This is a genomic window from Streptomyces sp. NPDC101219 (assembly GCF_044767675.1).
Classification (GTDB): domain Bacteria; phylum Actinomycetota; class Actinomycetes; order Streptomycetales; family Streptomycetaceae; genus Streptomyces.
The window spans coordinates 390,397-416,750 of record NZ_JBIWOK010000008.1; the positions used below are offsets into that span (position 1 = coordinate 390,397).

Annotated in this window: 19 protein-coding genes, 1 tRNA gene and 1 riboswitch; of the genes, 9 read left to right on the forward strand and 11 right to left on the reverse strand. The window is 74.2% G+C overall.

The window, feature by feature from the left end; all coding sequences use genetic code 11:
* Nucleotides 1–48: 48 nt before the first annotated feature.
* The 4 genes from ACIRPP_RS19040 to ACIRPP_RS19055 form a co-directional block, all read right to left on the reverse strand.
* Nucleotides 49–495 (reverse strand): hypothetical protein, encoded by a 447-nt coding sequence (locus ACIRPP_RS19040; RefSeq protein WP_403643896.1) that lies wholly within the window; start codon nt 493–495, stop codon nt 49–51.
* A gap of 269 nt (nt 496–764) precedes the next feature.
* Nucleotides 765–1,202, reverse strand: coding sequence for a hypothetical protein (locus tag ACIRPP_RS19045; protein WP_403643899.1), 438 nt, complete (start codon nt 1,200–1,202; stop codon nt 765–767).
* A 120-nt stretch (nt 1,203–1,322) separates the two neighbouring features.
* Complete coding sequence (locus ACIRPP_RS19050; RefSeq protein ID WP_403643902.1) at nt 1,323–2,540, reverse strand: cation:proton antiporter; 1,218 nt, start codon at nt 2,538–2,540, stop codon at nt 1,323–1,325.
* A 937-nt stretch (nt 2,541–3,477) separates the two neighbouring features.
* The gene (locus ACIRPP_RS19055) at nt 3,478–3,780 is read right to left on the reverse strand and encodes a DUF3040 domain-containing protein (protein WP_403643905.1); all 303 of its coding nucleotides are present in this window, start codon (nt 3,778–3,780) and stop codon (nt 3,478–3,480) included.
* 508 nt (nt 3,781–4,288) lie between these two features.
* Here ACIRPP_RS19055 and ACIRPP_RS19060 point away from each other — a divergent pair.
* The 5 genes from ACIRPP_RS19060 to ACIRPP_RS19080 all read left to right on the forward strand — a co-directional run bounded on the left by ACIRPP_RS19060 (nt 4,289) and on the right by ACIRPP_RS19080 (nt 8,993).
* The gene (locus ACIRPP_RS19060; RefSeq protein WP_403643907.1) at nt 4,289–5,281 is read left to right on the forward strand and encodes a HAMP domain-containing sensor histidine kinase; all 993 of its coding nucleotides are present in this window, start codon (nt 4,289–4,291) and stop codon (nt 5,279–5,281) included.
* Between the two features lie 4 nt (nt 5,282–5,285).
* A complete protein-coding gene (locus ACIRPP_RS19065; protein WP_164332588.1) occupies nt 5,286–5,951 on the forward strand; it encodes a response regulator transcription factor in 666 nt (221 codons plus the stop codon).
* 126 nt (nt 5,952–6,077) lie between these two features.
* On the forward strand, nt 6,078–7,211 hold the full coding sequence (locus tag ACIRPP_RS19070; protein WP_403643910.1) for a dihydrofolate reductase family protein: 1,134 nt from the start codon (nt 6,078–6,080) through the stop codon (nt 7,209–7,211).
* 111 nt (nt 7,212–7,322) lie between these two features.
* A tRNA-Met gene (locus ACIRPP_RS19075) sits at nt 7,323–7,396 on the forward strand.
* 401 nt (nt 7,397–7,797) lie between these two features.
* Nucleotides 7,798–7,955, forward strand: a riboswitch (cyclic di-AMP (ydaO/yuaA leader).
* Nucleotides 7,956–7,967: 12 nt separating this feature from the next.
* Entirely contained in the window at nt 7,968–8,993 is a 1,026-nt protein-coding gene (locus ACIRPP_RS19080; RefSeq protein ID WP_403643913.1) for a M23 family metallopeptidase, read from the forward strand.
* A gap of 65 nt (nt 8,994–9,058) precedes the next feature.
* Here the strand turns inward: ACIRPP_RS19080 and ACIRPP_RS19085 are convergent, their stop codons facing one another.
* The 4 genes from ACIRPP_RS19085 to ACIRPP_RS19100 all read right to left on the reverse strand — a co-directional run bounded on the left by ACIRPP_RS19085 (nt 9,059) and on the right by ACIRPP_RS19100 (nt 14,630).
* Nucleotides 9,059–10,540 carry a PrsW family intramembrane metalloprotease gene (locus tag ACIRPP_RS19085; RefSeq protein ID WP_403643915.1) on the reverse strand — a complete coding sequence of 494 codons (1,482 nt, stop codon included), beginning with the start codon at nt 10,538–10,540 and terminating at the stop codon, nt 9,059–9,061.
* A gap of 51 nt (nt 10,541–10,591) precedes the next feature.
* Nucleotides 10,592–11,446, reverse strand: coding sequence for a tRNA (guanosine(46)-N7)-methyltransferase TrmB (trmB, locus tag ACIRPP_RS19090; RefSeq protein WP_403643917.1), 855 nt, complete (start codon nt 11,444–11,446; stop codon nt 10,592–10,594).
* A 437-nt stretch (nt 11,447–11,883) separates the two neighbouring features.
* On the reverse strand, nt 11,884–13,134 hold the full coding sequence (lhgO, locus tag ACIRPP_RS19095; RefSeq protein ID WP_403643919.1) for an L-2-hydroxyglutarate oxidase: 1,251 nt from the start codon (nt 13,132–13,134) through the stop codon (nt 11,884–11,886).
* Between the two features lie 71 nt (nt 13,135–13,205).
* The gene (locus tag ACIRPP_RS19100; protein ID WP_164345425.1) at nt 13,206–14,630 is read right to left on the reverse strand and encodes an MFS transporter; all 1,425 of its coding nucleotides are present in this window, start codon (nt 14,628–14,630) and stop codon (nt 13,206–13,208) included.
* 716 nt (nt 14,631–15,346) lie between these two features.
* Between ACIRPP_RS19100 and ACIRPP_RS19105 the strand changes: the two genes are divergently transcribed.
* Nucleotides 15,347–17,449 carry an asparagine synthase-related protein gene (locus tag ACIRPP_RS19105; protein WP_403643922.1) on the forward strand — a complete coding sequence of 701 codons (2,103 nt, stop codon included), beginning with the start codon at nt 15,347–15,349 and terminating at the stop codon, nt 17,447–17,449.
* Nucleotides 17,450–17,456: 7 nt separating this feature from the next.
* Here ACIRPP_RS19105 and ACIRPP_RS19110 read toward each other — a convergent pair whose 3' ends face one another.
* Together ACIRPP_RS19110 and ACIRPP_RS19115 are read right to left on the reverse strand one after the other, a co-directional pair.
* Entirely contained in the window at nt 17,457–19,328 is a 1,872-nt protein-coding gene (locus ACIRPP_RS19110) for a sigma-70 family RNA polymerase sigma factor (RefSeq protein ID WP_403643925.1), read from the reverse strand.
* 234 nt (nt 19,329–19,562) lie between these two features.
* Nucleotides 19,563–20,318, reverse strand: coding sequence for a TetR/AcrR family transcriptional regulator (locus ACIRPP_RS19115; protein WP_403643928.1), 756 nt, complete (start codon nt 20,316–20,318; stop codon nt 19,563–19,565).
* Nucleotides 20,319–20,695: 377 nt separating this feature from the next.
* Between ACIRPP_RS19115 and ACIRPP_RS19120 the strand changes: the two genes are divergently transcribed.
* Complete coding sequence (locus tag ACIRPP_RS19120) at nt 20,696–22,075, forward strand: NAD(P)/FAD-dependent oxidoreductase (RefSeq protein WP_403643931.1); 1,380 nt, start codon at nt 20,696–20,698, stop codon at nt 22,073–22,075.
* Nucleotides 22,076–22,261: 186 nt separating this feature from the next.
* Complete coding sequence (locus ACIRPP_RS19125) at nt 22,262–23,923, forward strand: SpoIIE family protein phosphatase (RefSeq protein ID WP_403643934.1); 1,662 nt, start codon at nt 22,262–22,264, stop codon at nt 23,921–23,923.
* Between the two features lie 101 nt (nt 23,924–24,024).
* Here the strand turns inward: ACIRPP_RS19125 and ACIRPP_RS19130 are convergent, their stop codons facing one another.
* The gene (locus ACIRPP_RS19130) at nt 24,025–25,287 is read right to left on the reverse strand and encodes an MFS transporter (RefSeq protein WP_403643990.1); all 1,263 of its coding nucleotides are present in this window, start codon (nt 25,285–25,287) and stop codon (nt 24,025–24,027) included.
* 134 nt (nt 25,288–25,421) lie between these two features.
* On the opposite strand from ACIRPP_RS19130, the gene ACIRPP_RS19135 reads away from it, so the two are divergent.
* Nucleotides 25,422–25,973: a MarR family winged helix-turn-helix transcriptional regulator gene (locus ACIRPP_RS19135; RefSeq protein ID WP_164343505.1), complete on the forward strand. Its 552-nt coding sequence runs from the start codon at nt 25,422–25,424 to the stop codon at nt 25,971–25,973.
* Nucleotides 25,974–26,354 lie beyond the last annotated feature (381 nt).

Sequence of the window (26,354 nt, forward strand, 5' to 3'; positions counted from 1 at the left end):
GCCCGCGAGGTCGGCCGGGGCCGCGGGGTCACACTCGGGGCGGTGAGGTCACTCCGGGGGCGTGGCGGTCGGGACGGCGTTCGCCAGGGACCAGATGACGAAGAGGTTGATGGCCATCATGATCACCGACCAGACCGGCGCGTACGGCAGGAACAGGAACTGGGCCACCAGGCTCAGCGACGCCAGCGCGATGCCCGTGGCCCTGGCCCACTCCCGGCCCGAGAGGATGCCCCAGCCGACCACGGCGGCGACGATGCCGAGGACGAGCAGGATCCACCCCCAGCCGACGAGGCTGACCTCGTAGACGTAGCCGCCGATCCGGGCGTAGACGTCGTCCTCGACGATGGCGGCGATGCCCTGGAACATGGCCAGGACGCCGTTCAGCAGGAGCAGGACACCGGCGAAGGTCGCGCCCCCGGCGGCCCAGGCGGCGCCCTCGGGCGAGGCCGGCCGGTAGCCGCCTCCGGGCGGACCGGAGTGTGGCTGTGCGGTCATGAGGCACCCCGTTTCTCTGGGGGCGGGTGGTACGGACACCGCCCGTCGGCCCCTCCGACCCTCCGCCCGGACGGCACCGGAGACCACACGGGTTGCGCCGAACGGGTGGGGGCGCCGTCGCGGCGGGCAGCGGGGAGGGGCGGCGCGGCCCGGGCGTCAGGGGGCCGGGTGTCAGGGGGCGGTCGGGTGTCAAAGGAGCCGGGGGCAGAGGAGCCGGGTGTCAGGGGGTCCGGGTGTCAGGGGGCCCGGGTGTCAGGGCCGACCGGGGGTCAGAGGAGCCGGCCGTCGTCCGGGTCCTGGCCGGCCGTCGTCAGGCGGTGGTGGGCCGCGCGGGCGTGGGCGAGCCGGGAGACGGTCGTGCCGGCCAGGGCGGCGCCCAGCAGACAGCCGAGCCAGGCGGTGTCACGCGGGCCGGTCCAGCTGAGGGCGCCCGCGGGCGGCAGGGCGAAGCCGTTGAGGAACAGCCAGCACAGCAGGGCGGTACCCGGTGCCGCGGTGAACCGGGCGCAGACGCCGAGGACGGCGGCCAGGACGGACAGGGCGGCCAGCGCGAGCGCCGGGTGCGCGGGGCCGTGGGAGCCGGCGAGCAGGTTCGTCAGCGCCACCAGCAGCGGCGCACCGGCGAAGGCCCCGGCCCACACCAGCGGCGTCGCCACCGGCCGGGGCACCGGTCGGGGCCCGGTGCCCAGCGTCACCCACTCGATCATGCCGACGTTCCCCTTCCGGGACCGGTCCTCCGCGGTGCCGGACACCGGGACGGCCGGCCGGCCGCGCGGGCGGGGCGTGCGTCCCGCTCCGGTTCACGGACCGCCCGGCCCTCCGGCCGCTCACCCACCGGCGTGGACCGGTGCCGTCTCCTCGACGGGCGTGCCGGTGCTGTTCGGGCCGCCCGGGGTGCGCCCCGTGAGACGGCGGGCCAGCGGCTCGGTCCAACGGGCGGCGAGCGGGCCGACGACGACCAGGATCAGGACGTACGCCGTGGCCAGGGGGCCGATGCGCGGCTCCGTGCCGACGGCGAGCCCGGCGATGACGATGGAGAACTCGCCGCGCGCCACCAGCGTGCCGCCGGCCCGCCAGCGTCCGGCCACCGAGACGCCCGCGCGGCGGGCCGCCCAGTAACCGGTGGCGATCTTGGTGAGCACGGTGACGACGGCCAGGGCGAGGGCCGGGACCAGCACGGGCGGGATGTTCGACGGGTCCGTGTGCAGGCCGAAGAAGACGAAGAACACCGCGGCGAACAGGTCCCGCAGGGGCGACAGCAGGTGGTGTGCGCCCTCGGCGACCTCCTTGGACAGCGCGATGCCGACGAGGAAGGCGCCGACGGCGGCCGAGACCTGGAGGTGCTGCGCGACGCCCGCGACCAGCAGCGTCAGCCCCAGCACGACCAGCAGCAGCATCTCGGGGTTGTCGGACGAGACGGCGCGGCTGACGATCCGCCCGTGGCGCAGGGCGATGTAGAGGACGGCGCCGACGGTGCCCAGGGAGATCAGCAGGGTGAGGCTGCCGCCCGCGAGGCTCACCCCGGCCAGCAGGGCGGTGAGGATCGGCAGGTAGACGGCCATGGCGAGGTCCTCGAGGACCAGCACGCCGAGGATCACGGGGGTTTCCCGGTTGCCGACCCGGCCGAGGTCGCCGAGCACCTTGGCGATGACGCCCGATGAGGAGATCCACGTCACGCCGGCCAGGGCGATGGCGCCCACCGGGCCCCAGCCGAGGAGCAGGGCGGCGACGGCACCGGGCGCGGCGTTCAGCACGAAGTCGACCGCACCGGAGGGGTACTGCGTCTTGAGGGTGGTGACGAGGTCGGAGGCGCTGTACTCCAGGCCCAGCATGAGCAGCAGCAGGATGACGCCGATCTCCGCACCGGTGGCGACGAACTCCTCACTGGCCTGCAGGGGCAGGATGCCGCCGTGGCCGAAGGCCAGGCCGGCGAGCAGGTACAGGGGTATGGGCGAGAAGCCGACCCGTCCGGCGAGGCGGCCCAGCAGGCCGAGGGCGAGGATGATCGCGCCGAGTTCGATGAGCATGGCCGTGGTGTTGTGCACGGGCGTCTGTCCTCCGTGGGGTGGGTGCGGTGGCGGCGTCTGTGCCCCGGGGCGGTGCCGGTCGCGTGCCGGTGGGGCCGGGTGGTGGCCGGTCGCGCCGGTCGGTGGGCGGTCGGTCGGTCGGACGGGGCGTCACGGGGTCGCGGCGCGCGGAGGGGAGCGGAGGGCCGGGGCCTGTTCGGTCCTCGCGCGGACGGCTCGTGGAGCCGGGGGTCGCCGGGTCGCGGTCCTGGTGGGTGAGGGCGGGAGGATGCGGGGCGGTCCCGGGCCGGGCCGGTTCCGCCGGTGGCGCGGTGGAGAGGGGTCAGCGCGGTGCGCGGCCGAGGGGGCGGTGCACGACGCTGCCGGTATCGGGGAGGCGGTCGCGGGCGGCGTTGTCGACACGTATGGGGATCACTCGACCCATGTCACGCCCCCTGCCCATGTCTCACCGGCGTGGCCGGTCGTCACCGAACGCTGTCAGCCGGCCGTGGTCGACCGACCGGGTAGCGGCCGGTCGACGACGACCGGCCCCCGCACCCACTGCCCCCGGCGCCGAAGACCCGGCGCTTCCGGGGGAACGTGCTCAACGCTCGACGAACGAGCGGAACGCGGCTCAACGGAGCGTAAGCGCTTGGCAAAATTTTAGCGCACCCCATATCGGGATGCGCCTGGGCAAAAATTCACATATGCGAATAAATGGACCGCTGATCGTGCCGAATACCGGCGACATCACGTACCCGAGACGGCCGCGCCGAGCGCAGGCCGACCGGGAGCCGGCGAGAGCCGGCCAAGAGCCGACAGCAGGCCGACAGCAGTCCGGCAGCGGGCGGTCACCACGGAGCCCCTCCACCGCGCCCGCAGCGTCGGCCGTATCCACCGCGTCGGCCATGCCCGCAGCGTCGGCCGTATCCGTAGCGTCGGCCGTGTGTCCGCAGCGGCCGACGCGTCCGCGCCGTCAGCGGGAGGGGTGCCCGCGGTGCTCCGTCGCGCCGTCACGCCGCCGCGGCGGATACGGGTCGAAGAGCTGCACGCCGATGCCGCTGAGCACCAGGCCCGCGGCGATGAGCAGGCCGTCCGGCATGATCAGGCCGGCGACCAGCAGGACCAGTCCGATGCCCAGTACCCACCAGGCACGCTTGCGCCGGTACTCGCGCGGCGGCGCCGGGCGTCCGTTGGACAGGGAGCGGGCGAAGCGCGGGTCCTCCTGCTCGATGCGGGCCGCGAGATCGACGAGGCGCTTGTCATCGGACTGGGGCACGTCTCCTCCTTCCCGACACGGTGGCAGCCCGACGGCACCCGGTCGCCACCTCTGAGAGACGCCGGGCGTCGGTCCCGCGACGCCGGGCGCAAGCTGAACGGTCGGCCCCCGAACCCGGGCCGACGCAAGGGGAGCGTGCCCGCCGGACGACGTGGTCATCCGGTTCGGTGGGGGTACGGCGAAGCCGGGCTTCCCTTGAATTCAAGGGTCCCGTACGGGGGCCTCCGCCACCATTGGCTCCAGCCCTCATCTTCGTGGGGGTGCACCCTGCAGATCGCCCGGTGTCTGCATGTCGCGGCGGGGCAAAATGGGGACTGAGACGGATGGCGCACCGGTGGAACAGCGCTCACGCTGGGACGTGTCGGCCCGCGGCCGTGTCCCGCCGGTCCGCGGTCCGCGACGGCTTCCGTCGGACGTCCGACGCGCTGTCCGGCTCCGGCCGGCCGGGGAGACACCGGGAGCCTACGACAACAGGCCCGCGGTGGGCAGGGCGAGGAGGCGGTAACGGGTGCCACTGTTCTGGCGGATCTTCCTGCTGAACGCGATCGTGCTGATCACCGCCACCGCCCTGCTGCTCGGTCCGGTCACCGTCTCCACCCCGGTGCTGCTGACCGAGGCCGCGGTGCTCACGGTCGGACTGGCCGCCATGCTCGGTGCCAACGCCCTGCTGCTGCGGGTCGGCCTCGCCCCGCTGGACCGCCTCACCCGTGCCATGACCACCACCGACCTGCTCCGCCCCGGGCGCCGCCCCGAGGTCTCCGGGGGCGGGGAGATCGCCGAACTGATCAGCACGTACAACACGATGCTGGACCGGCTGGAGGACGAGCGCGCCACGAGCAGCGCCCGCGCCCTGTCCGCGCAGGAGGGCGAACGCCGCCGCATCGCCCAGGAGCTGCACGACGAGGTCGGGCAGAGCCTCACCGCCGTGCTGCTGCAGCTGAAGCGGGTCACCGACCACGCCCCCGAGGATCTGCAGGAGGAACTGCGCCTGGTGCAGGAGACCACGCGCAGCAGCCTGGACGAGATCCGGCGCATCGCCCGCCGCCTGCGCCCCGGGGTGCTGGACGAGCTGGGCCTGGTCAGCGCCCTGAAGTCGCTCGCCACCGAGTTCGGCGGGGAGGGCCTGAGCGTGCAGCACTGGCTCGACCCGGACCTGCCCGAGCTGGGCCCGGAGGCTGAACTGGTCCTGTACCGGGTCGCCCAGGAAGGACTGACCAACGTGGTCCGCCACGCGCGCGCCCGGCGCGCCGGGATCGCCCTGCGGCGCATCCCCGGAGGCGTCGAGCTGTGGGTCCGCGACGACGGCCGCGGCATCGTCGACGCGGCCGAGGGAGCGGGCATCCGCGGGATGCGCGAACGCGCCCTGCTGATCGGCGCCGACCTCGACGTGGGCCCGGCATCCGGCGGCGGCACCGAAGTACGCCTGACCGTCCCCGTCCCCGTACGGGGACCCGCACCGACGTGGACCCCCGTGATCGACGCCCCCGACCGGAAACACTGAACCCATGACCGACGAGGCCCCCGCCCCCACCCGCATTCTCCTCGCCGACGACCACGCGCTGGTCCGCCGAGGGGTACGTCTCATTCTCGACGGCGAACCCGACCTGACCGTCGTCGCCGAGGCCGACGACGGCGCCGAAGCCGTCGAGCAGGCCCGCGCCCACCGGCCCGACCTGGCCATCCTCGACATCGCCATGCCCCGGCTGACCGGCCTCCAGGCGGCCCGCGAGCTCGCCCGCGTGGTGCCGGAGACGCGGATACTCATCCTGACCATGTACGACAACGAGCAGTTCTTCTTCGAGGCACTCGGGGCCGGCGCGTCCGGATACGTACTCAAGTCCGTGGCCGACCGCGACCTCGTCGAGGCGTGCCGGGCCACCATGCGGGGCGAGCCGTTCCTCTACCCGGGCGCGGTCAACGCCCTCATCCGCAACTACCTGGACCTCACCCGGGACAGCGGGCACGTGCCGGCCAAAGCGATCACGGACCGGGAGGAGGAGATCCTGAAGCTGGTCGCCGAGGGACACACCTCCCAGCAGATCGCCGACCTGCTCACGATCAGCCCCAAGACCGTGGAGCGGCACCGGGCGAACCTGCTGTCCAAACTGGGCCTCAAAGACCGCCTGGAACTCACCCGGTACGCGATCCGGGTCGGACTGATCGAGCCCTGACGCCGGCCCGGGACGCCGTCGGGCGGACGGTGACCGGTGGCCGGTGCCGTCCGCGCGGTTGCCAGACTGGCCCCGAGCCGCACCGTCCCGGCCCCGGCCGACCCGCCCCCGTCCTGGAGTACGCCGATGCCCCACCCGTACGTCCTGCTGTCCGCCGCCGTCTCCCTCGACGGCTACCTGGACGACACCGGCCCCGAACGGCTGCTGCTGTCCAGCCCGGCCGACTTCGACCGGGTCGACGAGGTACGGGCCTCGGTGGACGCGGTGCTCGTCGGAGCCGGCACCCTGCGCGCCGACAACCCACGGCTGCTGGTCAACTCGCCCGAGCGGCGCGCCGCCCGGGTCGCCGAGGGCAGGCCGGAGTACCCGCTGAAGGTCACCGTCAGTGGCTCCGGCGACCTGGACCCGGCCGCCCGCTTCTGGCACACGGGCGGCGACAAGCTCCTGTACACGACGGACCGGGGCGCCGAGCGCGCCCGCGCCCTCGGACCGGCCACCGACATCGTCCCGCTCGGCGCGGAGCTGGACTGGCGGCGCCTGCTGGAGCACCTGCACGACGTCCGCGGGGTGCGCCGGCTCATGGTGGAGGGCGGCGGCCTGATCCACACCCAGCTCGTCACCCAGGGCCTCGCCGACGAACTCCAGCTGGTCGTGGCGCCGTTGTTCGTGGGCGACCCCGACGCGCCCCGCCTGTTCGGCCCCGGTTCCTACCAGGCCGGCCGGCTGCGGCTGCTGGAGACCCGGCAGATCGGCGACGTCGTCCTGATGCGCTACGAGCCCACCGCGCCCGGGACCGGCGCGACGGTCACCGCCGCCGACCGCCACTGGCTCGCCCTCGCCTGCGACCTGGCGTCCCGGTGCACGCCCTCGCGGACGGCGTTCAGCGTGGGCGCGGTGGTGGTCGCGGCCGACGGCACGGAACTGGCGCGCGGTCACTCCCGGGAGGGCGGCGACCCGGTGGCGCACGCGGAGGAGGTCGCGCTCGCCGGGACCGACCCCACGGACCCCCGGCTCGCCACCGCCACGGTGTACTCCAGCCTGGAGCCCTGCGCCCGCCGCGCGTCCCGGCCCGCCTCCTGCTCCCGGCTCCTGCTGGACGCGGGGGTGCGGCGAGTGGTCACGGCGTGGCGGGAGCCCGACACCTTCGTCACGGACGCCGACGGCAGCGGGCTGCTGACGGCCGCGGGCGCCACCGTGGTCGTCGTGCCGGAGCTGGAGGACCGCGCCAAGGCGCCGAACGCCCATCTGACGGGAGGGTGAGCACGGCCTCCACTCCGCCCGTCGGCCGCGCGAGCAGCACCGTTGAAAAGGGGCCCGGGGAAAAGCGTGCGCGAAGCGCTCCCCGGATGCCGTACACTGGAATCACAACGACGCGGGGTGGAGCAGCTCGGTAGCTCGCTGGGCTCATAACCCAGAGGTCGCAGGTTCAAATCCTGTCCCCGCTACTGAAGGCCGAGGGCCGGAATCCGAAACAGGATTCCGGCCCTCGGTGCGTTCCGTCCCGTCCGTCCCGTCCGTCCCGTCCGGCGCGCCGGAGTGCCGGAGAGTTCCTCCCAGGCTTCCCCCCTTCCTCCCCGCCTCACGCCGGCGCGCGCCCCTTCCTTCGCTCACCCTCCGTGGTCACCCACCGTGTCCGCGCCGTCCCGCAGGGATAACAATTGACGCTCCGTCAGAAAACGGGCCTCATTCGAGGTGGAGTCAACTCGCCCGTTTTCGCCTGCTCGTGGCGGGTAAGTCCGTACGGGATTCGTTAACGATCAAGAGGAACCGCTTGGAATCAGGCCCCCACGTCTATTAACGTTCGATAACGCAGCGCGGTCGTCCCAGCCGTCACACGAGTCGGCTCCGTGCGCACGCGCCGAATCCCGCAAGGGAACCGGGGAACCACCAACTTGGGGTGAATCGCGTGGATGCCCCCGTGGAGACACGGGCGGTATACGCGCGTAGGAGACCTTCCTGCTCCGAACCCGTCAGCTAACCCGGTAGGCGGAGAAGGAAGGAAAGGAGTACGCCCACGTGGCGTCGAACCGGCCTGCCCCCGAGGCCCCTCTCATGCCGAGCCAGCGCGACGGCGACACCTTCGTCTACGGCGGCGTCCGCGCCGACGAGGGCCCCTTCGAGGAGTGGAACCCCACCGCGGAGTCCGTCCGCCCGGTGCGCGGCCGGCATCGCGTCAGCAAGCAGCGCGGCGGAGGACTCGCCCGCAGCTCCACCGTCCTGGGTGTCGGCGTCATAGCCGCCGTCGGCGCCGGCGGCATGGCCAGCGCCCAGACCGGCAAGCCGCCGGTCTCCATCTCCATGCCCGACCTCCCCAACGTGGGTTCCCTCATCTCCGACGAGGAAACGCCCGAGGGCTCCGCCACCCCGCTCAGCAGCATCGGCACCGCCGGCGCCGAAGCCGAGCAGGGCAACGCCGGCGAGGCACTGCGCAGCCGGATCATGGCGCAGGTCGAGCAGCAGCAGGACCAGGCCGAGAGCAAGGCCGCCGCCGCTGCCGTCGCCGCCGCCGAGAAGGAGGCCGCTCAGGCCGCCGCCAAGGCCGAGAAGGAGGCCAAGGCCAAGGCCGCGGAAGCGAAGCGAAAGGCCGAGGAGGAGGCGAAGAAGAAGGCCGAGGCCGAGCGCCTCGCCAAGCTGGCCACCCAGTACGCGCTGCCGACCTCCTCCTACACGCTCACCTCGACCTTCGGTCAGGCCGGCGCCTACTGGTCCTCCGGCCAGCACACCGGCCTCGACTTCGCCGCCCCCAGCGGCACGCTGATCAAGGCCGTCCACACCGGCACCATCACCTCCGCCGGCTGGGACGGCTCCTACGGCTACAAGACGGTGCTGACCCTCGACGACGGCACCGAGATCTGGTACGCCCACCAGTCCTCGATCAGCGTCAGCGTCGGCCAGAAGGTCACCACCGGCGAGGTCATCGGCCGGGTGGGCTCCACCGGCAACTCCACCGGCGCCCACCTGCACCTGGAGGTCCACACCTCGGGCTCCGCCTCCGGCATCGACCCCCTGACCTGGCTGCGCAGCAAGGGCCTCAACCCGTAACGGACCCCGTTCCGGACCCTCCACCGGCAGTCCCGACGGCGCCCCCAGGGCGTCCGGGCTGCCGGTCAGGTGTTTCCGGGGCCGTTCGAGCCGGGCCACCCGGGCGCGGACGCGGGATGCGGCCCGGCGGGGTGCGTCGGCAGTACGTAGGGGTGGCCGTAGCCGTAGCCGCCTCCGTAGCCGTACCCGCCTCCGTAGCCGTAGCCCCCTCCGTAGCCGTAGCCGTAGCCATAGCCATAGCCATAGCCGTGGGCCGGAGCGTGGCCGTGGGGGCCGGGCGGCGGGCCTGTCACGCGGAAGACCGGCGCGGTGATCCGGGCCGCGTGCTCCAGTGCCGGGCGGGCCCTGCCCCGCCGTCGCCACAGCTCCCCGAGCAGGGCGCCCTCACGGGCGACGAAGTCCGCCGGTGCGCGCCCCGCGCCGCCCCGGTGCCGCAGGAAGGCCAGGGACGTCGCGAACGCCTCGTACCGCGCCACCTCCCGGGCCGCGGCCCGGCCGCCGTGCCGCCGGGCGTACTGCCGGGCGAGGCGCCGGGCCCGCATCGAGCCGAGCACGAACGGCTCCACCGGGGTCAGCCACCCGGCGGCCACATAGGCCGGCAGCTCCGTGCGCACGGTGCGCAGTTCCCGCTGCCGGGTCCACACCACCAGCCACGTCAGCACCCCGAACAGCGGCACCATGAACACCGCGTAGACCGCGAAGAAGCCGTACTCGCCGAGGTTCGAGGAGCCGTTCCACAGCGCGTGCAGGCCCATCGCCAGCGCCAGCCCGGTCAGCGGGAGCAGCACGCGCCGCACCCGGCGGCCCTCGCCGGACAGGGCGGCGAGGCCGAAGCCGATGCCGGTGAGCACGGTGAACAGGGGGTGCGCGAACGGCGACATCACGGCGCGGACGAAGAAGGTGGCCGCGGTGAGGGACGCCAGGCCGCTGTCCCCGGTCAACTGGTCGGTGCCGAAGGCGTTGCCGAGGTAGAGGATGTTCTCGGTGAACGCGAACCCGGTGGCGGAGACCCCGGCGATCACCACGCCGTCGAGGATGCCGCCGACGTCACGTCTGCGGAAGAGGAAGACGAGGAGGACGGCGGCCGCCTTCGCGCTCTCCTCCACCACCGGGGCTATGACGGTCGCACCGAGGGTGTCCGCCCGGGCCGGGTCGGCGGTGGCGGTGGCGATCCAGCGGGTGGCGAAGCTGTTCGCGACGATCGACATCAGGGCGGCGGCGCAGGCACCCCAGGCGAACGCGAAGACGAGGTTGGTCCAGGGGCCGGGCGCCACCCGGTCCAGCCAGCGGAACGCGGCCAGCAGCAGCGGCACCGGCAGGACGGCGAGGCCCAGCCCGACGAGGAAGCCCTCCGTGCCGGTCTGCTCGCGGACCAGGGCCAGGATGACCAGGCCCGACAGGGCGAGCAGCGCGGCCGGCCCGCCGTACCGCATCCAGGGCCGCTGCCACCAGTGCGCGTGCCGCCGGGTGCCTCCCGCCGGTCCACCGGGCGGGAGCGCCGTGCCGGCGGGGGCCGGGTGGGGAGGCGGCGGGGGACTGGTGGCCACGACATCGACCCTAACGAGACGGGGGTGCCGCCCGCAGGTGCGCGGGGCGGCTCAGGCGCCGGTGGGACGCCGGTCGTCGTGCGGTACGCGGCGGAAGAGCAGGTCGTTCACGACATGACCCTTGTCCAGTCCCTGGCTCTCGAAACGGGTCAGCGGGCGGAACGCCGGCCGCGGCGCGAAACCGCCGTCCTCCCGGGTGTTCTCGAAGTCGGGGTGCGCGGTCAGCACCTCCAGCATGTGCTCGGCGTACGGCACCCAGTCGGTGGCGCAGTGCACCACCGCGGCAGGCTTGAGGCGGGTCGCGGCCAGCGAGAGGAACTCCGGCTGGATCAGGCGCCGCTTGTGGTGCCGCTTCTTCGGCCAGGGGTCGGGGAAGTAGACGCGCAGCCCGTCCAGCGAGTCGACGGTGAGCATCTCGCGCAGCAGGATGATCGCGTCCCCGTTGCCGACCCGCACGTTGTCCAGGCCCAGCTGCTCGGCGAGGCCCAGCAGATGGCCCTGGCCGGGGGTGTGCACGTCCACGGCGAGGATGTTGGTGCCGGGGTCGGCGGCGGCCATCCGGGCCGTGGCCTCGCCCATGCCGAAGCCGATCTCCAGGACGACGGGGCGGTCGTTGCCGAAGAACTCCGCGAAGTCCAGCAGGCGGCGGCCGTCGATGTCGAAGCCCCACCGGGGCCACAGGCGCTGCAGGGCGTCCGCCTGCCCGGCCGTCACGCGGCTGCGGCGCGGCTGGAAGCTGCGGATCCGCCGCTCGAAGTGCGACCCGGCGGGATCGGCCTTGGGGCCGTCCGGGAAGCGTGGTTCGCCCTTGGCGCGGGTGTGCCGGATCGACACCCCGGCGCGGTGCGGGGCGTCCTGACCGGCGGCGGGCCGGGGTGCTTCGGGGGTGTTCACGGAGTCAGACACAGTGCTGTCGAGTCTACGGCGGACCCCGCGAGGACCGGGTCACCCGGCGGCCGGGGCCCTGGTCGCAGGGGTGCGGTGCGGGGTGCCGGGGGTACGGGGGCGGAGTGTGGCACCGGCAGTGGCACCGGCGGCGGCACCGGCACAGGCACAGGCACCGGCGGCGGCTCGCCGGGGTGCGGTCGCCGGACCGGGCCCGGGCACCGGTGCAACCCGCTGCCGGGGCCGGTGGCGCAGGGTGGGCGGGCAGCGGCTCACCCACGGCCGGAGCGGGTGGCGGCAGGCGTCCGGGCACCGGTGCGCGGACTGCCGGAGGCGGTGGCGGTGGCGGTGACGTCGGGCGTCCGGGCCGGTGCCGTCACCGGGCGTGCCCGGGCGTGCCCGGGGGTGCCCGGTGCGACGGCGTGCCCGGGCGGCCGGCCGCGCCGCCGAGCCACGCCTCAGCGGGCCCCCTCCGCCAGCGCGGCCAGCGCCCGGCGGGCGACCTCGCGGCCGATGGGCAGGCAGGCGGTGGCGGCGGGGGAGGGGGCGTTCAGGACGTGGACCGCTCTCGGGGTCTCCCGGATGAGGAAGTCGTCCACCAGGGTGCCGTCCCGCAGGACCGCCTGGGCCCGGACCCCGGCCGCGGCCGGCACCAGATCCTCTTCCGTCACCGCCGGCAGCAGCCGCCGCACGGCCCGGGTGAACGCCGGCTTGGACAGCGAGCGGTGCAGCTCGCCCGCGCCGTAGCGCCAGTGGCGGCGGGCCAGCTGCCAGGTGCCCGGCCAGGTCAGGGTGGAGGCCAGCTCGCGCGGGCGGACCGTGCGCCGGTCGTAGCCCTCCCGGGCGAGCGCGGGCACCGCGTTCGGCCCGACGTGGACACCGCCGTCGACGCCGCGGGTGAGGTGGACGCCCAGGAACGGGAACGCGGGGTCGGGCACCGGGTAGACCAGTCCGCGGACCAGGTCCGGGCGGGCCAGCTCGTAGTACTCGCCGCGGAACGGCACGATGCGCACGCCGGGCTCGTCGCCCGTGAGCCGGGCGATCCCGTCGCAGTGCAGCCCGGCGCAGTTCACCAGGACCCGGCCCCGTACGACGTCGCCCCGGGCGGTCCGCACGGCGACCCCCCGGTCGGGTCTGCGGTCGACGCGCACCACCCGGGCCCCGTAGCGGATCTCCGCTCCCGACGCCTCGGCCAGGTGCCGGGCCACCGCCGCGAAGTCGCAGATGCCCGTGACGCCGACGTGCAGGGCGGCCAGGCCCTCGACCTCGGGCTCGTACTGTGCCGACTGGGCGCTGCCGAGCTCGCGGACCGTGAGGCCGTTCTCCCGGCCGCGCTGGGCCAGGGCGTGCAGGCGGGGCAGCTCCTCGCGCGCGGTGGCGACGATCAGCTTGCCGGTCACCGCGTGCGCGATGTCGTACTCCGCGCAGAACTTGACCATCTCGGCGGCACCCCGCACCGCGCAGCGGGCCTTGAGGGAGCCGGGGCGGTAGTAGATGCCGCTGTGGATGACGCCGCTGTTGCGTCCCGTCTGGTGCCGGGCGGGGCCGGACTCCTTCTCCAGCACCGTGATCCGCGTGCCCGGGGCCGCGCGGCTGATCGCGTACGCCGTGGACAGGCCGACGATGCCGCCGCCGACCACCAGCACATCGCAGTCGTACGCCTGCCGCACCCGCGCCACCTCCCGGCTCGCACCTCTTCCGGCACCCATGGTGCACCGCGCCACTGACAAGGCCGTCGAAACCGGGCGCCCGGCCCTGCCCGCCCGTCCCGGCCGGCGGGTCAGGCCGGGGCGACCAGCAGCGGCCGGGCGCGTTCGCGCAGTTCCACCACCCGGGGCTCGTCGCCGTAGGGCTCCAGCCGGTGCAGGAGGTCCTTGACGTACTCGGTGGTGCGGGCCGACGAGATGCGGCCGGCCACCTCCACCGCGCGCACGCCCTGCTCGCAGGCCGCGTCCAGGTTGCCCGACTCCAGTTCGGCGACCGCGGAGACGACGAGCCGCAGCCCGTGCGAGCGCACGAACTCCTCCGTCGGCTTCGACAGGGCCTGCTCGGTGAAGCGGCGGACCTGGCGGGGCGCCTTGAGGTCGCGGTAGCACTCGGCGGCGTCGGCGGCGAACCGGTCGTAGCCGTAGAAGCCGAGCCAGGACGGGTCGCTGTCGCCGGGGCGGGAGCGCTCCAGCCAGCTCTCCGCCGCCTTCAGGGCCGCCCCGGCCGCCTGGGCGTCACTGGCGCGCGCGTGGGCGCGGGCCTCGACCAGGCGGAAGAAGCTCATGGTGCGGGCGGTGGCCAGGCCCCGGTTGCGTTCCAGCGCGGCCTGCGCGAGGTCGACGCCCTCGTCGCCGAAGCCGCGGTAGGTCGCCTGGAGGGACATGGACGCCAGCACGTAGCCGCCGAGGGGGACGTCCGCGGCGGCGCGGGCCAGGCGCAGGGCCTGGATGTAGTACCGCTGGGCGGCCTCCTGCTGGCCGGTGTCGAAGGCCATCCAGCCCGCGAGGCGGGTGAGTTCGGCCGACGCGCCGAACAGGGCCCGCCCGACGTCGTCGGAGTACGAGCCCAGCAGCAGGGGTGCCGCCTCGACCCGTAAGCACTCGGGGACCATCGAGGAACGCCAGTCGCCGCCGCCGTACTTGGAGTCCCAGCGCCGGGCGTCCTCGGCGGCCTCGCGCAGCTTCTGCACGTCGCTGTGGCCGACTTTGATCGGTGCGCCGGAGTTCTCCGCGCCGTTCGCCTCGCGGGCCACCGAACTGTCGGCCGGGGTTATCAGCCAGCGCGAGGCGGGCGTCGCGTAGGCGCTCACCGCGAAGGAGCCGGCCAGGGACTGCCAGATGCCGCCGGAGCCGGCGCGGCGGCCGGCGAGGTCCAGCCGGTAGAGGTCGGTGGCGGACTTCACCGCCTGGCCGACGTCCCGGGGGAAGGCGAGGCCGACCTCCGGTGCAGGGTCCGCGTCCGCCAGGCCGATTTCGTGCAGCGGCACCGGGCGGCCCAGCTTCTGGCCGATGGCGGCGGCGATCAGGTGGGGCGCGGCGCCCTGCGGCACCATGCCCTTGGACACCCAGCGCGCCACCGACGTCTTGTCGTAGCGAAGGGTCAGTCCCCGCTGTGCGCCGAGGTCGTTGACGCGCCGCGCGAGCCCTGCGTTGGAGATTCCCGCGAGGGCGAGAACGGCGCCGAGCTTTTCGTTCGGCCCGCGTTGCTCCCTGGACATGCGCCACCCCTCGACACAGACGGCTGCCGCGCTGGCATAACCGTGCGGCATTCGTAAACCCAGCGTAGTTCGCCGCATCCCAAGCGTTAAGGGGCATTCTTCCGGATGGCGGGATTGTGGTCCGTACTGAAGTGCGGGTCCGATACGCGCAGTTGCGGCGTGCTCCCGTCGTGTGGCCGTGCGCCCGTGCGTGCGCCTTTCTCCGGCCGCCGCGGGAGCGATTCCATGGTCCGTGCGTGGGTCGGCCCGCTGTACTGGATCCAGTGGGCTGGGGGACACCGCCGCCTACATCCCCGCGGGCGGCGGAACGGTCCGGGGGGTGTGCCTCGCCTCCCGGACCGTGCGACCGCTCGGCGGTGCGCAGAACCTGCACGGAGCGTGTTCGAGGGTGCTCTCACCGCTCCGAATTGGCCGAAAATCGACCCCACCTTCCGTGGGGCAACACCTTGCCCACCATGGCACTTGACGGCGCGTTGGGGGTATTCGGGGCGCGTTTCGGGGGCGCATTCACGTCGCAACAGGCTCATCCTGGAGAGGGCGGCCGCGCTCGACTTCCCCCGGGCGATCGGATGTTCGGCTCGGGGGAGGCGTATCCGCCGGGGCGCATTCACCGGAGCACATGCCGTTCCGGCACCCCTCTCCAGCGCCTCCTTCATGGCAGCATGGGGAACCGGTTCGTACGGTGCACTGGTTGTCCACAGCTTGTGGAGGCGGCGATGCGGTGGTTGGTGGGGTGGAGCAGCACCGCCGCGGGGCCCGTGGCCGTCGGAACGGCCGGGGCGACCGGGACCGACGGGGAGACCGTGCAGCCGGTGGGGGCCCAACTCCTGTGGGGCGACCCCGATCCGCTCTGGGCGGTCGGCGACTGGCGCCCCGACGAGGTCCGGGTGGTGCAGGCCGACCCGCAGACCCGGATCGCCGTCCTCGGCACCTGCGGCGCCACCGACGAACAACTGCGCGTCGCCCTGTTCGCGGCGCGCGGCGGCGCACTGAGGCATCTCACCGCCTGGCCCGGCAGCTACACCGCCGTCGTGCAGGTGGGCCGCCGGGTCACCGTCTGCGGTGACCTCGCCGGTGCCCGGCCGGTCTTCCACACCCCCTGGGCCGGCGGCACCGCCTACGCGACCGCCGCGCTCCCGCTGGCCGACCTCGTCGAGGCCAACCTCGACTTCGGCCACCTCGCGGCCCTGCTCGCCGCCCCCGACGTGCCCGCCGCCCTCTACGACTCCACGCCGTACGACGGCGTGAAGCGGGTCCCGCCCGGACACGCGCTGATCCTGCGCGCCGGCGCCCGCGAGATCGCCGGCTACGAACCCGTCGCCTCGCTCGCCGTCGCGGCGCCCCCTGCCGACCCGGACAGCGCCGTGGACGCCGTACGGGACGCCCTCGTCGAGGCGGTGCGCACCCGGCTCGCGGCCCCCCGCCACGTCCCGGGCGCCGACATCGACCCCGGGCCCGTGCCGGGCATGGGCCCGGCCGAACGCCGGGCGGCGCGCGGCATGCCGGTGCCCGGCATCGGGGCCGACCTGTCCGGCGGCCCGGCCTCCGGCACGCTCGCCCTGCTGGCCGCCGGACTCCCCGGGATGCCGGGCACCGTGCTCGGGCACGGCACCGGGGCCGGGGAACGGCTGCTCGCCGTGACCTTCAACGACCTCGTGGCCGGCGGGCCGGACGAGGAGGTCGGCCGGGCGGCCGCCCTGGCGGCCAACCCGCGCCTGCACCACGTGGTCGTCACGGGCGGCGAGGAGACCCTGCCGTACGCCGACCTCGACGGACCGCTGACCGACGAGCCGGGGCCCTCGCTGGTGTCGGCCGCCCGGCACCGGGCCCGGCTCGCCGCGGGCAGCGCCGACCACTTCACCGGCTACGGCGCGCGGCAGGTGCTGGACGCGCATCCCGCCCGCCTCGCCGACCTGCTGATGGACCGCAAGCGGCGGCACCTGGTGCGGCCGGTCGCCGCGCTGGCGAAGGCCGACGGCTCCGTCATGGTGCCCGCGCGCGTGTACGCGGCGGCCCGCCGGCTGGCCCGCACCCCGTACCGGACCGGGCTGGAGAGCCTCGCCGAGCGCCTGCTGCGCCACCGGCCGGACGACGACGGCCCGGCGGGTGCAGCCGACGCCTCGCTGGCCGCGCTGACCTGGGGCAGACCCGGGCCGGCCGCGCGCTGGCTGACCGGTGAGGCCCTGGCTGAAGTATCGGTTCGCCTCCAGGCGTCCACCCGCCGGTCCGAGATCGGACCGGCTCAGCGGCCCGGCGACTTCCGGGCCCGTGCCGCCCTGGCCCGGCACGCCGCCGACCTCAGGGTGCTGGAGCAGGCGGCGGAGATCCGCTTCCAGCGGCTGCACGCCCCGTTCCTCGACAACCAGGTCGTCCGGGCCTGCCGGGCCCTGCCCGAGGCCCTGCGGGTGCGCCCCGGCGCACGGGCGTCGATCCTGCGCACCGTGCTGGAGGGCGCGGGCGTACGGGAGGTTCCGGACGGGTGGGGCGCACCCGCCCAGGCGGCCTCGGCCACCGCCGCGCGCACCGGCCTGCGGGTGGCGGCGGACACCCTGATCATGCTGTTCGACACCCCGCTGCTGGCGGAGGCCGGCCTGGTGGAGGCGCGGGTCGTGCGCAAGGCCCTGCGTGGGGCGGCACAGGGCGAGGCCCTGCCCCTGGACGGCCTGGCCGATCTGGTCGCCCTGGAACTGTGGCTCCGGCGGCTGCTGGCCCGCCGGGGCACCTGCTGGACCGGCACGCCCGGCCGGCAGCGCGCGGTCCCGGGCGGGATCGCGCCCCGCCGCGGCGCACTCGGCGCCGGCGCGGGCGGCCGGGGCTAGCCACTGCTCAGGCGCAGGTGAAGCGGGACTGCGCCCAGTCCGCCAGGGCCACGCCGTCGAAGGGGCCGACCGGTTCGACGACCAGCCGGACGCTCTCGCGTCCCGTGAGGTCGACGTGCACCGGCACCGCCGGATCGCCGCCCTCGACCACGCCGGAGTTCCACAGCCGGGCCCCGTCGGCGTGCACCGAGAAGGTGACCCTGCCCGGCTTCATGGTCAGGTCGTCCACGCCGACCAGCGCGTCATAGGCGGTGCAGGGGCGGTTGAGGTCGATGGTGACCGAGGACCGGCCGTGCACGGTGACGCCGTGCGCGTGCCGCCGGCCGGCGATGGACAGACCCGAGCGCTGCCACACCCAGCTGCTCGCGCCGATCCGCATCTCCGGGGCGGTGCCGTCGCCGAGGATGTCGTAGGAGAGCTCGCTCCACTGGTGGACCGCCGGGACGGGCGGGGGCGGGGGCGGCTGCGGCTGCGAGGCCGGGGGTGTGGGGGTCGGTGTCGGGGTGGGCGTGGGCGCCGGGGGCGGCTTCGGGCTCGGGCTGGGTGTGGGGGTGGGGGTCGCCCGGGGCGCGGGGGACGGCGGCGCGGGCCGGGCGGGCGCGGCCGCCGGGGGAGCGGGCGGGGCGGGGTCGGGCGGGTCCTCGGGAGGAGGCGGCGGCTGTTCCTCCTGGACCACGGGGGCCGAGGGGGCCGGTGCGGCTCGCGGTTCCTCGGGCGGGGCCTCGCTGCCGGACAGGGCGATCGCGATGGCCGCGGCCGCCGCCACCGCCGTCACCCCGGCCGCGATGCCCGCCTTCGCCGGCGCCCCCATGCCCTCGGAGGCGAGACCGCCCGCCGCGCCGCTGCCGCTCGCGCCCCCGCCGGCGGCGCTCGCGGCGCCCGCCGCGCCGGCCGCCCCGGTTCCGCCCGCGACGAGCGCGGCCACCTTGGCGTAGCCCGCGGCGCCGAACCAGCCGATGACGGCGACCGGGACGAGCGCGGGGATGCCTCCGGCGACCTCCTGGATCTGCGTCGCGGCCAGCCGGCACCGCGCGCACTCCTCCAGATGCTTGCGCAGGCCCCGCTCCGCGCGGGTGCGCAGCCGGCCCCGGGCGTAGGTGCCGAGCTGGTCGGCGTGCCGGGCGCAGCCCTCGTCCTCGGCGAGGGCTGCGCTGACGTGGGCCTGGAGGTAGGCCTGCTTCAGGCCCTCGCGGGCCCGGCTGGCCAGCACCCGGGTGCCGTTGGCGTCCAGGCCGAACAGCGTGGCCACCGCGCTGGGCGACTCGTCCTCGACCTCTGTGTGCCACAGCACCGCCTGCCACCGCTCCGGCAGCGACCGGAACGCCTGCATGGCCAGGGACTGCTCGGCCTCGTGCATGGCCCGGACGTCGGCACCCAGCTCCAGACTGTCGGTGTCAGAGGGGTGGGACAGCTGGGCAGCCTGGGCGGCGAACGTCGCGAAGTCGTCGACCAGCTGCTCGCGTCGGGCCGACTGCGTCCACGTCGCCGCCACCCGGCGCACGGAGGTGAGCAGGTAGGCCCGCACCGCGTGCTCGGGGCCCGAACCGCCCCGCACCGCCTGGAGCATGCGGGCGAAGACCTCGGCCGTCAGGTCGTCGGCGGTGTGACCGTCCCGGCAGCAGGTGCGCGCGTACCGGCGCACCGCGGGGGCGTGGCGCCGGTACAGCTCCTCGTAGGCCGCGTCCTCGCCCGCCCGCATGCGGGCGATCAGGTCGGAGTCGGCCGACGGCAGTCCGGAACCGGTCAGCCGGTCGCGCTGGGCCGGGACGCCCTCCTCGGGCGGCACGCCCGTACGTCGTCCCTGACTCGGTACCTGCGGCGAACCGTCACTGCACGGCTCGTCACCGCGGGACCCGTCGTCCCGCCCCTCAACGCCCATCGCGGAAAGCCCCCGCCACCTGCCCGACCCGTCCCGACACGGGTCAGGGTGCCACAGAGGTACCGGGCCGGGGACCGGGAGCGACCGCCTTCCACTCGTCCGTGGGACGTACCGCACGGGAGAGCCCCGACGGTCACCCCTCGGCCTCGGGCCGCCCGGATCCCGGTGCACGGGTGCAGGGGATCGCGAAGGTCCCGGGGCGCGGGTCTCGCGGAGTCTTCGCGGGGGCCGGCCTCACGCGGGGCGCGAGCGCAGACCCTCCAGCAGGATGTCCAGCAGCCGGGCGGAGGCCGCCGCCTGCTGGGCGGCGTCCGGCAGGGACGGGGCGGCCGTGGCGATCACCAGGAGGACGTCCGAGACCGAGACGTCCGGCCGCAGCTCGCCCGCGGCCCGGGCGCGCTCCACGAGCCGGCCCACGACCTCCAGCAGCTCGGCGGCTCCGGCGTCGTCCTCGGGCGCGACGGCCACCGGCTCCTCCGGCAGCAGCCGCAGCTCACCCGTGCCCGGTTGCACCCGCTGCTGCGGCACCCGGGCGTGGTCCGCCGTCCCGCGCTCCTCAACGCCGACCCGCAGCACCTGCGGCGGCAGCAGCCGGCCGGCGCCCGAGGCGACCGACGTGCGCAGGAAGCGGGACAGTGCCGACCACGGCTCGTCCTCCTGCCCGAGCGCCGCACGCGCCTGCTCGGTCAGCCGGGAGGTCTCCTCCTCGGCTATCCGCCGCACCAGGACGTCCTTGCTCGGGAAGCGGCGGTACACCGTGCCCACACCGACCCGGGCGCGGCGCGCCACGTCCTCCATCGGTGCGCCGTAGCCCAGCTCGCCGAAGACCTCGCGCGCCGCCCGCAGGACGTGTTCGAGATTGCGCTGGGCGTCCACGCGCAGCGGTGTCGTGCGCGGTCCGTCCGCGCGTCCGTTGTTCGTCGCCGCGCTCATCGTGGTGCCGGGCACCACGGCGGACGCGGAAGACCAATGAGGATCCTGAACATGCATACGCTTTCCCCCGGTAATGACGTCTCCCCCCGGAGACTTCTCCCCGCCATCGATGGCCGGGGCTGCGGAACGAGCCCGGTGACCGACCCCGCCCGTCGCGGACCCGATGAGCGCATCCCCCTACACCCCGTCGACGTACGAACATAGTTGAGAGGAAGTCAATTCAGAAGAGGGACGTTCCGCACGGCGTTGCCCCCGACCGGAGCAAGCGACACATTCGTCCGGAATGTGCCCCGTACTTTCGGCCTCGAAACACGGTCCCACCTGCGAGAACTTCACCAGGACGGGCATTTGGGCCAAGTCGCCCGGACCCCGGTCCCGCGGTCACACAATGCGTCGAGGCTGTGGACAAACGCGTGCGGCGGGTGCGTCATGGGATGGTGAAGGAACGTGCGCGCATTCTCGTTGTCGGTGGCGGCTACGTCGGGATGTACACGGCTCTGCGCCTGCAGCGGAAGCTGAAACGGGAACTCGGCCGGGGCGAGGCCGAGATCACCGTGGTCACCCCGGACCCCTACATGACGTACCAGCCCTTCCTCCCGGAAGCGGCCGCCGGGGCCATTTCCCCTCGGCACGTCGTCGTACCCCTGCGTCGTGTCCTCGACCGGTGCCGCATCGTCATCGGCGAGGCCACCGCCGTCGACCACGCCCGGCGCACCGCCACCGTCACCACCCTCGCCACCGACGAGGAGGGCGGCACGGGACAGCAGCTGGCCTACGACCACCTGGTGCTCGCCCCCGGCTCCGTCTCGCGCACCCTGCCGGTCCCCGGGCTCGCCGAGTACGCGATCGGGTTCAAGACCGTCGAGGAGGCCATCGGGCTGCGCAACCACGTCCTCGAGCAGATGGACATCGCCTCGTCCACCCGCGACCCCGCGCTCCGCGACGCCGCCCTCACCTTCGTGTTCGTCGGCGGCGGCTACGCCGGGGTAGAGGCCCTCGGCGAGCTGGAGGACATGGCCCGCTATGCCACCCGGTACTACCACAACCTCCGCCCCGAGGACATGAAGTGGGTGCTCGTGGAGGCGTCCCGCCGCATCCTCCCCGAGGTCGGTGAGGAGATGGGCCGCTACACGGTCACCGAGCTGCGCCGCCGCAACATCGACGTCCGCCTGGAGACCCGCCTGGACTCCTGCGCCGACCGGGTCGCCGTCCTCAGCGACGGCTCCCGCTTCCCCACCCGCACCGTCGTCTGGACGGCCGGCGTCAAACCGCACCCCGTCCTCGCCGCCACCGACCTGCCGCGCAACGAGCGGGGACGGCTGCGGTGCACCCCCGAGCTGGCCGTCGAGGGCACCACCCACGCGTGGGCCGCCGGAGACGCCGCCGCCGTCCCCGACGTCGCCGCGCGCGAGGAGGGCAAGGAGTGCGCCCCCAACGCCCAGCACGCCCTGCGGCAGGCCCGCACCCTCGGCGACAACATCGTGCACTCCCTGCGCGGCGAACCCCTGGAGACCTACTCCCACGCGTACGCGGGCTCCGTGGCCTCGCTCGGCCTGCACAAGGGCGTCGCCCACGTGTACGGGCGGAAGCTGAAGGGCTACCCCGCCTGGTTCATGCACCGCACCTACCACCTCAGCCGCGTGCCCACCTTCAACCGCAAGGCGCGCGTGGCCGCCGAATGGACCCTCGCCGGACTCTTCAAACGCGAGATCGTCTCCCTGGGGTCACTCGAACACCCCCGTGCGGAGTTCGAACTCGCGGCCGGTGGAAAGCCTTCTCCCAACCCCCCGCACAACCCGAAGGGGTCGTCCTGACCGGACCCGGGAACTGCACCGGCCCACGCGGCGTCTGACGGATGTCGGCCCGGACGGCACCCTGACAGACTGGTCCACCACCACGGGCGGGCCGCCACTCACCCGGCGCGGCCCGGAGCCCGGCCGGCCCCGGTCCCCGGCCGGTCCCGGTGTGCGGCCGCCGACAACTACACGAGGCAAGGATTCGTGAACTTCACGCGCTGGAGCGCCCGGCTCCCCGGAACGCAGCGCCGCGCGGCAGCGCGGGCCGAGCACCCCGTCTCCCCGGACCGGCGCGGGGAGGGCTCCGTGCCCGCGGCCCGCGCCGAACACCTCACCGACACGTCCCCCGTGCCCGCCGTGGACGACCTGCGGGTGCGGGACGTCCTCGACCGCGTCCCCTCCCTCGTCGCCCTGGTGCACGGCCCGGACCACCGCATCGCCTACGTCAACGACGCCTACACCGCCGCCTTCGGCAGCCGCCCGCTCGGCGCCCCCGCCCGCACGGCCCTGCCCGAGCTCGACGAGATCGGTCTGCTGCCCCTGCTCGACCAGGTCCTGCGCAGCGGCAAGCCCCGCACCGTCAAGTCCCGCAAGGCCCCCGGCGGCCGCTCCTACACCTTCACCTGCACCCCCGTCACCGAACCGGCCGGCGGCGACGGCGGCGGCAGCGGCGTGCTGGTCTTCGCCACCGACGTCACCGACCACGCCGAGGCCGCCGAACGCCTGCGCGCCAGCGAACGCCGCCAGCGCGAGACCGCCGTCACCCTCCAGCGCTCCCTGCTCCCCCAGGAACTCGAAGAGCCCGACGACCTGCGCATCGCCGCCACCTATCACCCCGGCGGCACCGAGGCAGCGGTCGGCGGCGACTGGTACGACGTCATCACCCTCGGCGGCGGCCGCACCGCCCTGGTCATCGGCGACGTCATGGGGCGCGGGGTCCGCGCGGCGGCCGTCATGGGCCAGCTCCGCACCGCGGTACGCGCCTACGCCCGGCTCGACCTGCCGCCGCACGAGGTCCTCCAGCTCCTCGACGGCCTGGCCACCGAGATCGACGCCAACCAGATCGCCACCTGCGCGTACGCCATCCACGACCCCAACGAGGGCTGCCTGGTCTACGCCTCGGCCGGCCATCTGCCGATCCTGGTGCGGGACGAGCACGGCACCGTGCGGCGCGCCGCCGAGCCCATCGGCCCCCCGCTCGGCACGGGCGGCTGGATGCACGCCTCCGGCTCGGTCCCGCTGGGCCCCGGCTCCACCGCCGTCCTCTACACGGACGGCCTGGTCGAGCGGCGCAACGAGGACCTGGACGAGGGCATCGCCGCCCTGGAGCGCGCCCTGGCCGGAGCGAGCGGCACCCCCCAGGTCGTCTGCGACCGCCTGGTCCGCTCGGCGGGCGTCACCCCCGACCACGACGACGACGTCGCCGTCCTGGTGCTCCAGCACCCGGCCCGCCGGGGCCCGCAGAGCGAGCTGTTCCGCAACGCCGCCCTGGATCTCCTCGGCGGGGTCGAGGCCGCACCCCGCGCGCGTGCCTTCGCCTCCGGGGTGCTGACCAGCTGGCGCTTCCCCCCGGATCTGCACGATCTGGGGGTGCTGGCCACCAGCGAGCTCGTCGCCAACTCCCTCCAGCACGGCACGCCGCCCATGCGGCTGCGGCTGCGCCGCACCGACCGCCGCCTGATCATCGAGGTCACCGACGGCGACGACCACCTTCCCCGGCGCCGCCGCGCGGAACCGGGGGACGAGTCCGGCCGCGGCATCTCCATCGTGGCGACGATCGCCTCCAACTGGGGCAGCAGACGCACCCCGGGCGGCGGCAAGGCCGTCTGGTGCGAGTTCGCCCTGCCGAAGCCCGCGAATGCCTAGACACCTCCGGGCACGGGCGGGCGACACCGAACCGGGTGCCGCCCCCACGGCCTGTGGCGAACCCGTGTCCGGGCGTCACGGCCGCCTCACCCCTGGGCCGGTCACGCGTGCGCCGTGGCCTGCCCCGCCGGGCTGCCCCCTTGCGCCACCACGCGGCTGCGGGCCGGCAGCGGCTGGTTCTGCGCCTCGGTGAGGTGCCGCCCGAGCCGCACCGCGAGCACCGTGATCGACAGCGAGATCAGCAGGAAGATCACGACGTACGGGGCGTGCAGCGACGCGCCCAGTGGTCCGCCCACCGCCGGACCGACGGCCAGCGCGAGCTGCTTCACCAGGGCGAACGCCGAGTTGTACTGCCCCGCCATACCGGCCGGCGCCAGATCCGCGACCAGCGGCGCGAGCGTCGGCGACAGCAGCGCCTCCCCGACGCCGAACAGGGCGTACGTCGAGATGAAGGCGGCCGTCGCCATGGCCTGGCTGCCGTTCCCGAGCCCCGCGTACGCGGCCACGGCCCACGCCACGGCCCAGATCAGCCCGACGGACGCGATCACCCGGGACCGCTTGCGCCGCTCCACGAAGCGCAGCACCGCGAACTGCGCGATCACGATCACGAGGGTGTTCGCCGCCAGCGCCGTGCCCAGCGCGGACGTCGAGATGCCGGCCGCCTCGACGCCGTAGGCGCTCAGCCCCGACTCGAACTGCCCGTAGCAGGCGAAGAACAGCACGAAGCCCAGCACGCACAGCTGCACCATGGCCCGGTTGCCCATCAGCTGCTTCCAGCTGCCCTTGGCGGACGGGGCCACCGCACCGTCGAGACGCGGCGCCTGTGGCATCCGCACCGTCGCCATCACCGCGACCAGCAGCAGGAACATCGCCGCCTCGAGCGAGAACAGCAGGGTGAACGATCCGGCCCGGTCCGGGTCGACCAGGTGTCCGCCGATCAGCCCGCCGACGCCGAGCCCGAGGTTCTGCAGGAAGAACTGGGTGGCGAACGCCCGCGACCGGGTGCCGGACGTCGAGCAGTCCACGATCATCGTGGCCAGGGCGGGCTGCATGACCGCCTGCCCGGCACCGAGCAGCCCGGCGGACAGCAGCACCGTCGCCTCACCGCTCGACAGCCCCAGGCTCAGAGCGCCGACGGCGGCCGTGACCAGGGCGGTGAGCAGCACCGGCAGCGGGCCCCGCCGGACGATGGCCCGCCCGGCGAACGGCAGCACGATCAGCGCGGCGACGGCGAAGACGGCCAGCACGAGTCCCGCCGTCATGGGCCCCAGCCCGCGCACCTGCGCCACATAGACGTACAGGTACGGGACCGTGAAACCCAGCCCGAATGCGCTGAGTGCGTTGCCCACGTGGATCCGGCGCATCGCCGCGCCCTGTGCCCTGGTCACGTTCACCTCTCTCACAGGTTAGGAGTGAAGACTTAGAAGCTAAAGTTCGAGGCTAAAGATTACATAGCGAAGGACTTCAGTGCAAAGGAGGGGCGTGCCATACTGCGGCCATGAGTGACACCCCCGGCCCCGGTGAACCGACACTCGAGGAGCAGATCGCCGCGTATCAGCGGGAGTTCCAGGACCTCGACCCCCAGGTCGAGAAGATCGTCTCCGCCCTCTCCCGGCTGAACCGGCGCATGAACGTGGCCTACGGGCGGCAGACCGCCGAGCTCGGCATCACCAACGCCGACTGGGAGGTCCTCAAGGCACTCGTGCTCTCCGGCGCCCCCTACCGGATGGGGCCCAGCGACCTGGCCAAGCGGCTCGGCCTCACGCCGGCCGCGATGACCCACCGGATCGACCGCATGGTCGCCGAGGGCCTGGTCGACCGGCAGCGCGACGAGACCAACCGGGTCCGGGTCATCGTGGAGCTGACGCCCGAGGGGCACGAGAAGTGGGTCCAGGCGATGCGCCTGGCCACCGTCTTCGAGGCGGACCTCCTCCAGGACCTCTCCCACGAGGAGCGGGTCGCCCTCGGCGAGATGCTCACCTGCCTGCTGCGCAGGGTCGAGGACGACCAGCCCGACGCGGGTGGCCGGCTCTCCGACCTCGACGACTGAAAAGATCTTGACAGGGGACGCTTGACACCGCCCTGTCCGGTCCGTAGTGTTCTCCGGGTTGCCACCGGGCCGTAACGGTTCTCCGGCAACACCTCCCGCCGCTCAAGCGGCACTCAAAACCCCAGCACGACCTCCCAGTGGGAACAATTTCGGCATGCCCGGAATTCAATTCCTCGCCCCGATTTGGGAAACACGGAGAGAGTCCGCTAAGGTTTGAGACGTCGGAACGGCCCAACGGCCGGGAAGGCAAACCCCGCTGACTGGGGGTCAGGTCGAGAAAAAAGATCTGATAGAGTCGGAAACACCGAAGGGAAGCGCCCGGAGGAAAGCCCGAGAGGGTGAGTACGAAGGAAGCGTCCGTTCCTTGAGAACTCAACAGCG